The sequence below is a fragment of the Romboutsia sp. 13368 genome, from assembly GCF_018336475.1.
GTDB lineage: Bacteria > Bacillota > Clostridia > Peptostreptococcales > Peptostreptococcaceae > Romboutsia.
Genome location: NZ_CP048741.1, coordinates 462,728 through 477,737, shown reverse-complemented (window position 1 = coordinate 477,737; position 15,010 = coordinate 462,728). Strand labels below are relative to the sequence as shown.

Genomic DNA, 15,010 nt, shown 5'->3' with positions numbered 1-15,010 from the left:
AAAAAAACTCTTTATATAATATTATATAAAGAGTTTTTATCATCCTATTATTTTACAACTATATTAACTAATTTCTTAGGTACTGCAACTACTTTAACTATAGTTTTACCTTCAACTAGTGCTTTTATCTTATCATCTTCCATTGCTACTTTTTCCATTTCTTCTCTTGAAATATTAGCAGCAACACTTAATTTTCCTCTTACTTTACCATTTATTTGAACAACTATTTCAACTTCATCTTTAACTAAAGCTGTTTCATCATATTTTGGCCAAGATATATCAAATATACTTCCATCTTTTCCTATCATTGACCATAATTCTTCACCTATATGAGGTGCAAATGGAGCAAGTATAGTTACTATAGTTTCTATACCTTCTTTTATAACTGCTTCGTTTCTAGAATCTAATTCTTTGTACTTGTACATTTCATTTATTAATTCCATTAATGCAGATATAGCAGTATTGAAACCGAATTTTTCATTTAAATCTTCAGTAACTTTCTTTAATGTTGCATGTATAGTGTATCTCATAGCTTTATCTTCTTTAGTTAATTCTTTTGTTTCAACATCAGATTTAGCTATATCAGATAATTCATCTACTAATCTATATACTCTGTTTAAGAATCTATAACACCCTTCAACACCTTGGTCTGACCATTCTAAGTCTCTTTCTGGTGGTGCTGCAAATAATACGAATAATCTAGCTGTGTCAACTCCGTATTCTGCTATTATTTCTGATGGAGCTACAACATTTCCTTTAGATTTACTCATCTTAGCACCATCTTTTAATACCATACCTTGAGTTAATAAGTTTTTGAAAGGCTCTTTAAAGTCTAACATTCCCATAGAGTTAAATGCCTTTACAAAGAATCTTGAATAAAGAAGATGTAATATAGCATGCTCTACTCCACCTATATATTGGTCAACTGGCATCCACTTATTAACTTTTTCTTTACTAAATGGTTCTTCTGTATTTTTAGGATCTATATATCTTAAGTAGTACCAAGAAGAATCTACGAAAGTATCCATAGTATCAGCTTCTCTTCTAGCTGATTTTCCACAACAAGGACAAGTTGCATTCATAAATGTCTTTGAAGTTGTAAGTGGAGATTCACCTTTTCCTGTAAACTCAACATCTGTTGGTAATAATATTGGTAAGTTTTCTTTCTTTTCAGGAACTATACCACAAGTATCACAGTATACTACAGGTATTGGGCATCCCCAATATCTTTGTCTAGAAAGTAACCAGTCTCTTAATCTATAGTTAACTGTTTTCTTTCCTCTTCCCATTTCTTCTATTTTTTCTATTATTGCATCAAATGCCTTTGAAGATTCCATTCCATTGAATTCTTCAGAGTTTATCATTTTATCATYTTCATCTATTACTGTTGTTACTTCTAAGTTATACTTAGATGCAAAGTCAGCATCTCTTTCATCATGTGCTGGAACTGCCATAACCGCACCTGTTCCATAGTCAACTAATACATAGTTAGCTATCCATAAAGGAACTCTTTTGTTAGTTAATGGGTTTATTACATATTTACCTATGAACATTCCTTCTTTTTCAACATCACTTGAAGTTCTTTCAATTTCAGTCATAGTATGCATTTTAGCAACAAATTCTTCTACTTGTGCTTCATATTCAGTACCTTTAACTAATTCTTTAACTAAATCATGTTCTGGAGCAAGTACCATGTAAGAAACTCCATAAACTGTATCTGGTCTAGTTGTAAATACTGTTATAGACTTATCGCTTCCATCTATATCGAAAGATATTTCAGCTCCTGTACTTTTTCCTATCCAGTTTCTTTGCATTGTTTTTACTTTTTCTGGCCAACCATCTAAAGTATCTAAATCTTGAAGTAATTCTTCTGCAAAGTGAGTTGTTTTGAAGTACCATTGTTCTAAATCTTTCTTAACAACTACAGAATCACATCTTTCACATTCTCCTTGAACAACTTGCTCATTAGCAAGAACTGTTTCACAAGATGGACACCAGTTAACAAAAGATTTTTTCTTATATGCTAATCCATTTTCTAAGAACTTTAAGAATATTTCTTGAGTAAATTTATAGTATTCTGGTGTAGAAGTTGCTACTTCTCTATCCCAGTCAAAGCTTAATCCTAATGTTTTAAATTGATTTCTCATATCAGCTATATTTTCCATAGTCCATTTATCTGGATGTATACCATGTTTTATAGCTGCATTTTCAGCTGGTAAACCGAAAGAGTCCCATCCCATTGGATGTAATACATTGTATCCTTGCATTTTTTTGAATCTAGCTACAACATCACCTATAGAATAGTTTCTAACATGCCCCATATGTAATTTTCCTGATGGATAAGGGAACATTTCTAAAGCATAGTATTTTGGTTTTGTTGTGTCTTCTGTATCAGTTTTATACTGATTGTTATCTTCCCAAGTTTTTTGCCATTTAGCTTCAACTTCATTTGGTTTATAAACGTTCATTTAACTTTCCTCCTATGTATTTTTATTAATAAAAAAATCCTCAATCACTAAACATAATGTTTAGGGACGAGGATTGTCTTCGCGGTACCACCCTAATTAGTCTATAATATAGACTCTCTTAGATAGTTTATATGCCAACTACGGCCAAATAGATTTTATCTAGCAAGTTCAAAGATATATTTTACTAGTTCACAGCACCACTAGCTCTCTGAAAAAATATATTCTTTTACTACTCTAGTCTATTTAATAATTTAAAATTTTAATTATAATCTTAACATTATTAAGCTAAGTTGTCAACATCTACATATGGAGCATCTTTCCATAATTTTTCTAAGTTGTAGAAGTCTCTATTTTCTTCGTTGAATATGTGAACCATAACATCACCATAATCAAGTAATACCCAAACTTGAGTATCATATCCTTCTTTTCCTCTAGCTTCTATACCAAGTTTAGTTAATTCATCTTCTACATTATCAGCTATAGCTTTAACTTGTCTTTGAGAAGAAGCTGTTGCTATTACAAAATAATCACATAAGCTAGATACAGCTCCTATATTTAATATAGCTATATCTTTACCTAGTTTATCATCTATTGCATCATATATAACTTTTGTAATATTTTCTACTGTCATATTATTTCCTTCCTTTCCTGATTATAAACATATTTAATTATTATACCATAAATAATAATTAAATAAACCATTGTATTTTATTATATAATATTTTAAATTTCTTTCTTAGTGCTATAATTTTATAAATTTTTATTTTTTATAAGGTAGTTTCTTGCATTTACTGTCCTATTATGGATTAGTTGATTATTATCTATTACAAATTTTATAGTATTATTAAATGAAGTAATTAAAGCTTCATCTAATTTTCCACTATAAGTTAAATCTCTTAATTTATCTACTCCTGGGAAATCTCTATCTTCTTCTATAGAATCTGCTATATAAATTATCTTCTCTATTAAAGTCATATCTTCTTTACCTGTAGTATGATACTTTATTGCATTAATTATGTCTTCATCATCTATTTCTAATTCATATTTAGCTATATATGAACCTATTAAGCTATGAGATAGAGCTAAATTATCTTTTTCTAATTCATCTAAAATTATATTATATTTATCTATATAGTACTTTATCTCTTCTTTATTTAAGTATTTTGCACAATCATGCGTAATACCTGCTATATAAGATTTTTTTGAGTCATATCCATATATTTCACTTAATTTAACTGCACAATTTGCAACATTCAAAGAATGTTTATATCTTTTTTGCGGTAACATTTCTTTTACCTTATTATTAATTAAATCTATATTCATTATTCTGCTCCAGTATTATATAATTTTTTGTTGTATATATATTCTTGAACCATATCTGGTACTAAATATCTTATTGTTTTATTATTATTTAACTGATTTCTTATATATGTAGATGATATATCTAACGATGGTACATATACATTTTCAATATTTGCATTATATTTAACTTTTAGTTCTTCTATCTTTTCATTAGACGTTAACAAACTTATTCCCGGTCGTGTAGCTGCTATAAAGTTTGATAATCTAAAATTTTCTTCTACATCTTTCCATGTTTCTATTTCACAAATAGCATCTGCACCTGTAATAAAATATATTTCAATATTTTTATATTTTTCTTTTAATTCTCTTAATGTATCTATTGTATAAGTCTTTTTTTCTCTTTTAATTTCTATATCTGAAACTATAAAATCATCATTATTATTTGTAGATAAAAGTACCATATTATATCTATGATATTTATCAGTTATACTATCTTTTTTATGTGGAGGATTTCCTGATGGTATAAATAATATTTTATCTAATTTATAATTATCTCTTATGAATTCAGCTGTTGCTAAATGTGCATAATGTATAGGATCAAAAGTTCCCCCCATTATACCGATTTTTATATTATTACATTTCATTTCAAACTCTTCTAGTTTTTTTTTATTAATTGAAAAAGATTCATCAACTATATTGTTAATATTCATAGTTTATCTCCTTTTTTTAATTCTAGTATTATTGTACCATTAATTTTTACTTATTAAATATAATATATTAAATTTTAGTGTATAATCATATTATTATATATATTTAAGGAGACACATAATGGCTGTAATTACTAAAATAGAAGCACAAAAGAAAAATAAAGATAGAGTAAATATCTATATTAATGATGAATTTTTCATGTCGGTATTTACTGAGCTTGTTTATACATTTAATTTAAAAAAGGGTGTTGAAATCGATAAAGATAATTTAAAAGACTTACTTGATAATGATATGTATATTAAAGCTAAAAATAAAGCATTAAATATTTTATCTAAGGCTGATCAATCAGAAAAAAAAATCAAAGAAAAATTATCTTCAGATTTTGAAGATTCTACCATAGAAAAAGTATTACAGTTTTTAAAAAATAATAAATTTATAGATGATAAATTATTAGCTCAAAAAATAGTAAATACTAATGTAAATTTAAATAAATGTGGTAAAAATAAAATAAAGCAAAACCTTTACAATAAAGGAATAGATTCAGAGTCAATATCTGAGGCTATATCTAATATAGATTCTAATATAGAATTTGAAAATGCTCTGCATTTAGCTAAGAAAAGATATGAAAGAATTAAAAATGATGATAAAAGAAAAATATATCAAAAACTATCTCAACATTTAGCTTATAAAGGATTTAGTTATGATATTATAAAATCTGTTTTAAATAAACTTTTAAATTTTGATGAATATGATTATTAAACAATAGGGAGGTTAAAAATGAAATTAGTTGTAGGTATATTAAGTTTTATACTTGGTTTATATAATGCACGACAACTTTACAAACAAGATAGCCTTAAATAAATAAAAGGAGTATTTTATGATAGATTTAGTTTTGTTAGGATGTGGAGGTAATATGCCTATGCCAAATAGGTTTTTATCTTCTTTATTTATAAATTATAAAGGTAGAAAAATACTTATAGACTGTGGTGAAGGAACTCAGGTTTCTATGAGAATGAAAAACTGTGGCTTTAAAACTGTTGACTTAATTTGTATAACTCATCTTCATGGAGACCATGTATATGGTCTTATGGGGCTTTTATCAACTATTGGAAACAGCTCTAGAACTGAAGATTTAACTATAGTTGGGCCTAAAGGTATTTCAGATATGATAAATGCTATGAAAATATTAGTTGAGTATTTACCATATAAAGTAATTGTTATAGAAAATCCCGTAGGTACATTTTCTTTAAACAACGATATTTTGAAAGATGTAGAAATATCAACTACAGAACTAGATCATTCAAGTGAATGTTTAGGTTACAGTTTTTACTTTAAAAGAGCACCTAAATTTAATCCAGAAAAGGCTATAGAAAATAATGTACCAAAAATATTATGGCAAAAACTTCAAAATGGTAAGAATATAGTTTTTGATAATATAAACTATTGCCCTGAAATGGTTTTGGGTGATAATAGAAAAGGTATAAAAATAAGTTTTATAACAGATACAAGACCTATTCTTTCAATACCTGAATTTATTAAAAACAGCGATTTATTTGTATGTGAAGCTATGTACGGAGATGATTTAGATATATCTAAGGCTATGAAAAATAAACATATGACATTTAGAGAAGCTGCTAACTTAGCTAGACTAGGTAATGTCAATAAATTACTTTTAACTCATTTTAGTCCATCTTTAGGTGAACCTAATTTATATAAGAAAAATGCAACAGATGTATTTGAAAATACTATCATAGGAGAAGATAGGCTTAGTATAAGTTTAAATTTTGAAAATTAAATTTTATATTAACTAAAAAACTAAAAAGGATGTAAAATAATTTACATCCTTTTTATTAATCATTTATAATATTTAAAATTATTTGCATACATTCCCTGCTACATTTAATACATCCCATGTTCTAGCAAATGGCGGTGCATAACATAAGTCTAACATACCTAATTGATTAGTTGTTAATTTACCAAATATAGCTGCTGCTATTACATTACATCTTTGAACTGAATCTTTAAACCCAGCAACTTGTCCACCTAATATAACTTTAGTATCAGCATCATAAACAAGTTTTACATATATTTTATTTCTACCTGGATAGTAATTTGTTTGATTAAAATCTGATATAAATTTAGATTTATAGTTTATACCTAACTTTTGAGCCTGTAATTCAGTCATTCCAGTTGAAGCTGCTTCCATATCCATAACTTTTATACAGCTTGACCCTAAAGATCCTTGAAATGAATTATTAGCTCCTGCTAAATTTTCACCAACTATTCTTCCTAATTTATTGGCTCCTGTTGCAAGCGGTACATATGAATCTTGACCTGTTACTATATTTTGTATAGTAGCACAATCTCCAGCTGCATATATATCTTCTACTGATGTTTTACCAAACTCATCAACTATTATTGCTCCATTTGATAACATATCTATACCAGTATCCTTTAAGAATGCAGTATTTGGTCTTACTCCTGTTGCAATTATAACTACATCTGCTTCGTATTCACCTTTATTAGTTATTATTTTTTCTACTTTAGTTTCTCCAACTAATTCAGATACAAGTTCTTCTAGTCTTAAATCTACATTATGTTTTTTTATTTCTTCTTCTAATACATCAGTTATCTCTTTATCAAATACTTGTGCAAGTACTCTTCCTTGAGATTGGAATACCCTAACTTCTTTTCCTAATTGCTTAGCAGCCTCTACTGCTTCAAGACCTATAAATCCAGCTCCTATTATAGCTATCTTTTTATTTTCTTCTTTATTTAATAATTCTTTTACTTTTATTCCATCTTCCATAGTCTTTAATGTTGAAACATTTTCAAGTTTAACATTTTTTATAGGAGGTATTATACTACTTGCTCCTGTTGCTATCATTAACTTATCATAAGAATCTTCAAATTCAACATTAGTTTCTAAGTTTTTAACTACAACCTTTTTAGTCTCAGCATCAACCTTAATAACTTCATGGAATATATTTAAATCTATTCCAGTCTCTCTAAATTTCTCTGGACTTCTAGCTATCATATTATTTGCATCATCAAAGAATCCTCCAACAAAGTATGGAAGACCACAAGCTCCAAATGACACTACATCTGTTTTTTCATATACTACAACCTCATATTCAGGCTTCATTCTTTTTAATTTTGCCGCCGCACTCATTCCTGCAGCAACTGCACCTACTATAATTACTCTCATTATCTATTTTCCTCCCCCTAAAAGTCACATTATTAAAAATATTGTTTAATTTTTATTTATTTTTCTAGCTAATTTTTATATTAACATTTTTTAACTTTAAAATCTATCCGTTTTTATCATAAAAGAAAAAGCATCTGTAAATTTACAGATGCTTAATTTATTATCTAACCGATCTTTTTGTTACTCTTCCTTTTTTAGTAANTTAGCTAATTTTTATATTAACATTTTTTAACTTTAAAATCTATCCGTTTTTATCATAAAAGAAAAAGCATCTGTAAATTTACAGATGCTTAATTTATTATCTAACCGATCTTTTTGTTACTCTTCCTTTTTTAGTAACATTTTCTGATTTAACTTTAGCTTTAGCTTGTTCATGTCCTGGGAATACTATTTGTGGATTTTCTGTATTTCTTTTATATAAAGTAAACTTAGATCCTATAGCTTGAACGAACTCAGCTCTTAAAGCTTCACATATAGCATTAGCAGTTTCTTTAGTCTCAAGACCTGCTGTTTCTAATATTGTTACTTTAACTATCTCTCTTTTTCTTAACATATCATCTAATTGATCTAAAAAGCTTTCAGTAACTCCATCTTTACCTATTTGAGTTGAAGGCTTTAAAGTATTTGCTATTGATCTTAAATATGCTCTTTGCTTACCTTTTAACATTATGTCACCTCATCTATATTAGTTATAGAATTCAAATTCTATTTCGTAAATTTTAACTGTATCTCCATCTTCTATTCCCATTTCTCTTAGCTTATCAAATACACCTTCATTTTCCATAGCTTTTTGGAAATATTGTATAGATTCCATATCATCAAAGTTAACAGAGTACATAATTCTTCTAAGTGATTTTCCAGTTACAACATATACTCCATCTTCTATTTCTACTTGTAAACCTTCATCTTGAACTTCATCAAGTTCTGGTCTAAACATTTCTTCTTCTGAAACTAATTCAATTTCTTCAGCATCTTGTAATAATTCAGATACATATGCTATTACATCATCTACACCTTGACGCGTTGCTGCAGACATTTTAAATACTTTGTATCCTCTATTTTCTAATTCATTTTTGAAATCTTCGAATACACTTTCATCTTCTAATATATCCATTTTATTAGCAACTACTACCTGTGGTCTTGTTGATAATTTTTCGTTGTATAATTTTAATTCATCATTGATTTTATCAAAATCTTCTAAGGCATCTCTACCTTCTAAGCCAGATATATCTACTATATGTATTAAAACTTTAGTTCTTTCAACGTGTCTTAAGAAGTCATGACCTAAACCTATTCCTTCAGCCGCTCCTTCTATAAGTCCTGGTATATCAGCTAGTACAAAGCTATCTCCAAACTTCGTTTGAACAACACCTAAATTAGGAGTTAATGTTGTAAAGTGATAGTTAGCTATCTTTGGTTTAGCTTTAGTTACTACAGATAAGAATGTAGATTTACCTACATTAGGGAATCCTAAAAGACCAACATCTGCAATCATTTTAAGCTCTAATACTACCCATTTTTCTACACCATCACTACCTGATCTAGCGAAGGCAGGAGCTTGTCTAACTGCATTGGCAAAGTGTTGGTTTCCTTTTCCACCTCTACCACCTTTAGCAACTACAGCTCTATCTCCTTCTTCTTTTAAATCTGCTATAACAAGACCTGTAGCTTCATCTCTTATTATTGTTCCTGGAGGAACTTTAAGGATTAAATCCTCTCCGTTTCTTCCTGCTTTTCTTTTTTTGCTACCATCTTCACCATGTTCTGCTACGTATTTTCTTTGATATTTAAAGTCCATTAACGTTCTTAGACCTAAATCAACCTCAAATATAACACTAGCTCCGTTTCCACCGTCTCCACCATCTGGACCACCAGCTGGAACATATTTTTCTCTTCTAAATGATACCGCACCATTTCCGCCATTTCCTGATTTAACAAAAATTCTAGCTTTATCTATAAACAAATTAATCACCTACTTGGTTAAACTTTTTATTTATTTTCTCCAAAATAGATATATAACATTCTATAAATATCTATTTACAAGAAAAAGGAGTGTATTAACACTCCTTTTATTTAGCATTACTCAGCTATTGATACTGGGTATACACTAACTTTCTTTCTTTTCTTATCTTTTCTTTCGAATTTAACAGCACCGTCAACTAATGCGAATAAAGTGTCATCTCCACCTTTACCTACGTTAGTTCCTGGATGTATCTTAGTACCTCTTTGTCTTACTATTATACTACCAGCAGTTACTACTTGTCCGTCAAATCTCTTAACACCTAATCTCTTAGATATAGAATCTCTACCGTTTTTAGAAGACCCTACCCCTTTCTTAGATGCAAGTAACTGTAAGTTCATGTTTAACATTTGGAGTCACCCCCTACTTTTTTAAGATTTTTATGTTTTTGGGATATTCCCTTTTAATTCCTTCAATAGCTAATTGAAAATGATCTAGTAGTAATTTAGAATCTTCTAGATAAGCATCTTTAACAATGCATTCTATATGACCTTCTTTACCTATTACTTTATCAAATTCAACCTTCACCAGCTTGTCTAACGAGTTAATCACTGCAATAGCATTAGATGTAACTGCTGAACATACTATATCATAGCCTATTTCAGCATAATCTGCATGTCCTTTTAGACAAAAGCCTTTTATTGAAAAGTCATCATTGTAATAATATTTAACTTTTATCATTACTTAACCAATAATTAAGCGTTTATCTTTTCGATAACTATCTTAGTGTATGGTTGACGATGTCCTTGCTTTCTTCTGTAGTCTTTCTTAGCTTTGTACTTGAAAACTATAACTTTCTTAGCTTTACCTTGTTCAACAACTTTTGCTTGAACAGAAGCACCTTCAACTGTAGGAGCTCCAACTACTAACTCACCATCTTTAGTGCAAGCTAATACTTCGTTTAAAGTAACAACATCACCTGCGTTAGCTTCTAACTTTTCAACGAATAATACATCACCTTCAGCAACTTTATATTGCTTTCCACCTGTTTTAACTATAGCGTACATTAAATACACCTCCTCGGTCTCAAAACTCGCCATATAGGTACTTCACTTAAGAAGTTTTAAACCTTTTCTGTGCGGCATTACAGTTATTAATATTACTATAATCTTTGTTTTCTGTCAACTAGCTATTGTAAATTATATTTATTTTTTCATAATTTATTTTATTATTTACACTTAATTGTATTTTAATCTCATATTTTTGACTTATTTTTTGTATTATATCCATAAAATTCATTTTTATAATGCTTAAAGTATCATTATTTAACTCTATTGTTATATCTTTATATGATGTATGAGTATTTATTCTTATTATTTCTTTTTCTATATTATCTAAAATAGAATTAATAGATTTTACTAAAGCTCTACCTTCACAAGCATCACATTCTTTTAAATAATATTTATCTATAGAATCTCTTTCTCTTCTTCTTGCTACTTCTACTAGTCCCAATCTAGTCATTCCTAATACTTCAGTTTTTCTTTTATCTTTTTTTAATTCCTCATTAAGAATATTTATTATCTCTTGCTTATATTTTGCTTTATGCATATCAATAAAATCTATTATAATTATTCCGCCAATGTCTCTTAATTTAAGCTGACGGCATACCTCTTTAGCTGCTTCCACATTAGTTTTATATACAGTTTCTTCTAGATTTAAATTTCCTGTAAACTTACCTGTATTTACATCAATTACAGTAAGAGCCTCTGTTTTATCTATTATTAAATATCCTCCACTCTTTAACCATACTTTTTTATTTAAAGCTTTCTCTATTTGACCTTCAACTCTATATAAATCAAATATATCTTTATCTTCATCTAATATTAATTTATCTATGTACTCTTTATTTATAGATTTTAATATATATTTTAATTCATTATATTTATTTAAATCATTTGTAACTATCTTTTCTACTTCATCATTAATATTATCCTTGATATATTTAGAAGAAAAATCTAACTCTTTATATAAAAGTTTAGGACCTATACCTAATTTGTATTCTTTAAGTATCTCTTCATATTTATTTTTTAACTCTTTTATATCAGCTTCTAATTCTTCTTTACTACATCCTGTAGCCTCTGTTCTTATTATAAATCCGTTAGAACCTTCACTTACACTTTTCGTAATCTTTTTTAATCTAAATCTTTCTTTTTCATCAATTATCTTATTAGATATTGTTATTCTATCGTTATTTGGAATATAAACTAAATATCTACCAGCTAAACTTATTTCAGTGTTTAGTTTAGCACCTTTAGTTCCTACTTCTTCTTTATTTACTTGAACTAATATTTCTTGACCAGCTTTTATATTATTTTCTTTACTTAATTGTAAATATGCTAATTTTTCAAATCCTACATCTACAAAACAAGCTTGTATTCCAGGGATTACTTTTTTTACTAATCCTCTATATATATTAGAAACTTTTTTAGTATTTTTATTATCTTCAATTAGTATTTCAGTTAATTTATCATCTTCTAGTATAGCTGTCTTTTGAGATGACACTAAGCACTCAATTATTATCTTTTTCATTTATATCTCCTTAAGTCACTTAATTTCTACATATTTATTATATAAAAAAAAAGGTGGTTTAAACCACCTTTTTTTACATAGGAGATACTAATTGACCATCCTCTAATTTATATAAATCTCTTCTTAATATATCTACATCTAATGGATCCATATCTAATTCTAATAAATCTAATATTTTAGGTATAAATATATTTGTATTTAAGTTAGCCTTAGAACCAGTAGCTATAGTTGATTCTAAAGTTAAAACATTATCTTGTACATCTAATAAGTCAAAATTCTTAATCATAGGTCTTATATCAGATTCTACAATTTTTCCTTTTTTATTTTTCTTAGTTATCATTATCTCATCTTGAGCCATGAATTCTAATATTTTACCTTTTACATATTCTTTAGTTAATGTTTTTTCTGTTTCTATTGTAAATAAGTATTCACCATACTCTATAGTAGATGCTAAAGATGGCTCTTGCTTATCTATTTCCATAGCTTTTATAAATTTTATACCTTCTGGTAATTGCTCATTCATTCTAGTTAAATATTCTTCTACACTTAAATCTTCTTCTATTTCAACGTCAACATATTCTCCTTGACTTTCTGTCCCAAGAGCTAAAGCATTTCCATAACTTATCTTAGGATGTGGGTTAAACCCTTGAGAATGAACTAAAGCTATTTCAGCTCTTCTAAAAGCTCTTTGTAATAACTGTTGTAAATCTAAGTGAGATATATAAATCATATCTCCTTCTTTATTAAATTTAGTTCTTATTATTTTCATAATTAACACATACCCCTTCCTATATCATTTGCATTTATACCACATGCATTACACTTATGTCTACAATCTGGAGTAACTGTGTCAGCCTTAGCTTTTTCATTTTCTCTTATTAAGAATTTCTTGCTAACTCCTACATCTATATGATCCCATGGGAATACTTCTTCATAATTTCTTTCTCTATGTGCATAGAAATCTATTGAAAGATTATTTTTTTCCATAGCTTCCATCCAAATATCTAAGTTGAAGTATTCTGACCATCCGTCAAATTTAGCTCCTGCCTTAAATGCATCATATATAACTTTACCTATTCTTCTATCACCTCTAGCTATTACAGCTTCCATTAAACTAGTTTTAGAGTCATGGTAGTTATATTTTATATCTTTGTTCTTTAATTTTTTAACTAAATATCTTTGTTTTTCAACAACCTCTTCAGTTGTATCTTGTCCATGCCATTGGAATGGTGTAAATGGCTTTGGTACAAATGTTGATGTACTTACTGTAACACCAAAACTTCTTTTTAGCTTACCATTATGAACATCTCTATAAGTATCTATTACATCATATGCAAGGTTTGCAATACCATCTAAGTCATCATAAGTTTCTGTTGGTAAACCTATCATGAAGTATAGCTTTACACTATTCCATCCCATCTCAAATGCTTTTCTAGTTGCATTTTTTAAATCTTCTTCACTTATACCTTTATTTATAACATCTCTCATTCTTTGAGTTCCAGCTTCTGGAGCAAAAGTTAATCCTGATTTTCTAACTTGTTGTATTTTTTCTGCTATCTCCATAGAGAAGTTATCTAATCTAAGAGATGGTAATGATATTCCTATATTTTTAGATGAATACTCATCAACTAAGTAATCAGTTAACTCTGATAAATTAGAGTAATCACTTGTACTTAATGATGATAAAGATATTTCATCATAACCAGTACTCTTTATTAATTTTTCTACTATTTCTTTTAATCTATCTACACTTTTTTCTCTTATAGGTCTATATATCATACCTGCTTGACAGAATCTACAACCTCTTGTACATCCTCTAAATAGTTCAAGTACAACTCTGTTATGAACAGTTTCTATAAATGGAACTATTAATTTTTCTGGATATGGTACATTTTCAACATCCTTTATTATTCTTTTACGAGGTTTAGCTGGTATATTTTCTCTATTTGGTACAACTTCTTTAACTGTGTTATCTTCGTTGTACATAACATCATAGAAGCTTGGTATATAAACACCTTCTATTGAAGATATTTGATATAAGAAGTCTTCTCTAGTAGTTTTATTTTTCTTCCATTCTTTATAAGCATTTAATATTTCTAAGTTTACTTCTTCACCTTCACCTAAAACAGCTATATCGACAAAGTCAGCTATAGGCTCTACATTATATGCACATGGACCACCAACTATTATAAATGGATCGTCTAATTTTCTTTCCGTTCTAAGTACAGGTACATTTGCTAAATCTAGCATATTTAATATATTTGTATATGAAAGTTCATATTGAAGAGTAAATGCTATAAAGTCAAAGTTTGTTATAGATTGCCTAGACTCTAAAGCAAATAATGGTATATTTCTTTCTCTCATCATTTGTTCCATATCAACAGCAGGTGCATATACCCTCTCACAGAATATATCTTCATCTCTGTTTATTACATCGTATAGTATATGACTACCTAAGTGACTCATACCTACTTCGTATAGGTCTGGGAAACATTGAGCATATCTTATTAAATTTTCATTTGTCGTATCCTTATGTATTGAATTTATTTCATTTCCAAGATACCTAGCAGGCTTTTCAACCTTCTTTAATATTCTCTTTAAGTCTACCTTATTCATGTATCTTAAAACCTCCGATAAGCTTTTTATTTTAAAATATAAGTACTATTATACACGATATGATATTATGTATCAAAACTTTATTATTTATTATCATATAGTTTTTCCAAATTAGGTTTATATAAACTAAAATATACTTTTAAATATTTATTATAATTT

At 28.1% G+C, this 15,010-nt stretch carries 15 protein-coding genes and 1 other annotated feature; of the genes, 2 read left to right on the top strand and 13 right to left on the bottom strand.

The features are described from left to right. Nucleotides 1–47 precede the first annotated feature (47 nt). The 4 genes from leuS to nadD all read right to left on the bottom strand — a co-directional run bounded on the left by leuS (nt 48) and on the right by nadD (nt 4,480). Nucleotides 48–2,468 (bottom strand): leucine--tRNA ligase, encoded by a 2,421-nt coding sequence (gene leuS / locus G3997_RS02000; RefSeq protein ID WP_296647269.1) that lies wholly within the window; start codon nt 2,466–2,468, stop codon nt 48–50. 59 nt (nt 2,469–2,527) lie between these two features. Further along, nucleotides 2,528–2,720: a binding site (T-box leader), on the bottom strand. 28 nt (nt 2,721–2,748) lie between these two features. Then, entirely contained in the window at nt 2,749–3,099 is a 351-nt protein-coding gene (gene rsfS, locus G3997_RS01995) for a ribosome silencing factor (RefSeq protein WP_296647266.1), read from the bottom strand. Between the two features lie 119 nt (nt 3,100–3,218). After that, a complete protein-coding gene (yqeK, locus tag G3997_RS01990) occupies nt 3,219–3,791 on the bottom strand; it encodes a bis(5'-nucleosyl)-tetraphosphatase (symmetrical) YqeK (protein WP_296647264.1) in 573 nt (190 codons plus the stop codon). Continuing rightward, a complete protein-coding gene (gene nadD / locus G3997_RS01985; RefSeq protein ID WP_296647262.1) occupies nt 3,791–4,480 on the bottom strand; it encodes a nicotinate-nucleotide adenylyltransferase in 690 nt (229 codons plus the stop codon). Before nadD ends, yqeK begins: the two co-directional genes overlap by 1 nt. Nucleotides 4,481–4,598: 118 nt before the next feature. On the opposite strand from nadD, the gene recX reads away from it, so the two are divergent. Beyond that, nucleotides 4,599–5,237 (top strand): recombination regulator RecX, encoded by a 639-nt coding sequence (gene recX, locus G3997_RS01980; RefSeq protein ID WP_296647259.1) that lies wholly within the window; start codon nt 4,599–4,601, stop codon nt 5,235–5,237. A 118-nt stretch (nt 5,238–5,355) separates the two neighbouring features. Further along, entirely contained in the window at nt 5,356–6,273 is a 918-nt protein-coding gene (locus G3997_RS01975; protein ID WP_296647256.1) for a ribonuclease Z, read from the top strand. A 78-nt stretch (nt 6,274–6,351) separates the two neighbouring features. On the opposite strand, the gene G3997_RS01970 is transcribed toward G3997_RS01975, so the two are convergent. The 9 genes from G3997_RS01970 to G3997_RS01930 all read right to left on the bottom strand — a co-directional run bounded on the left by G3997_RS01970 (nt 6,352) and on the right by G3997_RS01930 (nt 14,851). Further along, complete coding sequence (locus tag G3997_RS01970; protein WP_296647253.1) at nt 6,352–7,686, bottom strand: CoA-disulfide reductase; 1,335 nt, start codon at nt 7,684–7,686, stop codon at nt 6,352–6,354. Nucleotides 7,687–7,984: 298 nt separating this feature from the next. After that, entirely contained in the window at nt 7,985–8,353 is a 369-nt protein-coding gene (locus tag G3997_RS01965; RefSeq protein WP_296647250.1) for a YhbY family RNA-binding protein, read from the bottom strand. A gap of 18 nt (nt 8,354–8,371) precedes the next feature. Continuing rightward, nucleotides 8,372–9,649 carry a GTPase ObgE gene (obgE, locus tag G3997_RS01960; RefSeq protein WP_296647248.1) on the bottom strand — a complete coding sequence of 426 codons (1,278 nt, stop codon included), beginning with the start codon at nt 9,647–9,649 and terminating at the stop codon, nt 8,372–8,374. A 116-nt stretch (nt 9,650–9,765) separates the two neighbouring features. Further along, nucleotides 9,766–10,056, bottom strand: a complete 291-nt coding sequence (rpmA, locus tag G3997_RS01955; RefSeq protein ID WP_071121257.1) for a 50S ribosomal protein L27 — start codon at nt 10,054–10,056, stop codon at nt 9,766–9,768. 13 nt (nt 10,057–10,069) lie between these two features. Continuing rightward, the gene (locus G3997_RS01950) at nt 10,070–10,387 is read right to left on the bottom strand and encodes a ribosomal-processing cysteine protease Prp (protein WP_296647244.1); all 318 of its coding nucleotides are present in this window, start codon (nt 10,385–10,387) and stop codon (nt 10,070–10,072) included. 14 nt (nt 10,388–10,401) lie between these two features. Further along, a complete protein-coding gene (rplU, locus tag G3997_RS01945; RefSeq protein WP_296647242.1) occupies nt 10,402–10,713 on the bottom strand; it encodes a 50S ribosomal protein L21 in 312 nt (103 codons plus the stop codon). A gap of 118 nt (nt 10,714–10,831) precedes the next feature. Further along, nucleotides 10,832–12,235 carry an Rne/Rng family ribonuclease gene (locus G3997_RS01940; protein ID WP_296647239.1) on the bottom strand — a complete coding sequence of 468 codons (1,404 nt, stop codon included), beginning with the start codon at nt 12,233–12,235 and terminating at the stop codon, nt 10,832–10,834. 73 nt (nt 12,236–12,308) lie between these two features. Beyond that, nucleotides 12,309–13,007 (bottom strand): TIGR03936 family radical SAM-associated protein, encoded by a 699-nt coding sequence (locus tag G3997_RS01935; protein ID WP_296649263.1) that lies wholly within the window; start codon nt 13,005–13,007, stop codon nt 12,309–12,311. Then, nucleotides 13,007–14,851, bottom strand: coding sequence for a TIGR03960 family B12-binding radical SAM protein (locus tag G3997_RS01930; protein WP_296647234.1), 1,845 nt, complete (start codon nt 14,849–14,851; stop codon nt 13,007–13,009). The genes G3997_RS01935 and G3997_RS01930 overlap by 1 nt, the downstream gene beginning before the upstream one ends. Nucleotides 14,852–15,010: the final 159 nt, after the last annotated feature.

Coding starts and splice junctions, on each gene's coding strand:
- rpmA (WP_071121257.1), bottom strand. CDS start 10,056: ATGTTAAACATGAACTTACAGTTACTTGCATCTAAGAAAGGGGTAGGG.
- nadD (WP_296647262.1), bottom strand. CDS start 4,480: ATGAATATTAACAATATAGTTGATGAATCTTTTTCAATTAATAAAAAA.
- G3997_RS01930 (WP_296647234.1), bottom strand. CDS start 14,851: ATGAATAAGGTAGACTTAAAGAGAATATTAAAGAAGGTTGAAAAGCCT.
- G3997_RS01940 (WP_296647239.1), bottom strand. CDS start 12,235: ATGAAAAAGATAATAATTGAGTGCTTAGTGTCATCTCAAAAGACAGCT.
- G3997_RS01970 (WP_296647253.1), bottom strand. CDS start 7,686: ATGAGAGTAATTATAGTAGGTGCAGTTGCTGCAGGAATGAGTGCGGCG.
- yqeK (WP_296647264.1), bottom strand. CDS start 3,791: ATGAATATAGATTTAATTAATAATAAGGTAAAAGAAATGTTACCGCAA.
- rplU (WP_296647242.1), bottom strand. CDS start 10,713: ATGTACGCTATAGTTAAAACAGGTGGAAAGCAATATAAAGTTGCTGAA.
- G3997_RS01950 (WP_296647244.1), bottom strand. CDS start 10,387: ATGATAAAAGTTAAATATTATTACAATGATGACTTTTCAATAAAAGGC.
- G3997_RS01975 (WP_296647256.1), top strand. CDS start 5,356: ATGATAGATTTAGTTTTGTTAGGATGTGGAGGTAATATGCCTATGCCA.
- rsfS (WP_296647266.1), bottom strand. CDS start 3,099: ATGACAGTAGAAAATATTACAAAAGTTATATATGATGCAATAGATGAT.
- G3997_RS01965 (WP_296647250.1), bottom strand. CDS start 8,353: ATGTTAAAAGGTAAGCAAAGAGCATATTTAAGATCAATAGCAAATACT.
- recX (WP_296647259.1), top strand. CDS start 4,599: ATGGCTGTAATTACTAAAATAGAAGCACAAAAGAAAAATAAAGATAGA.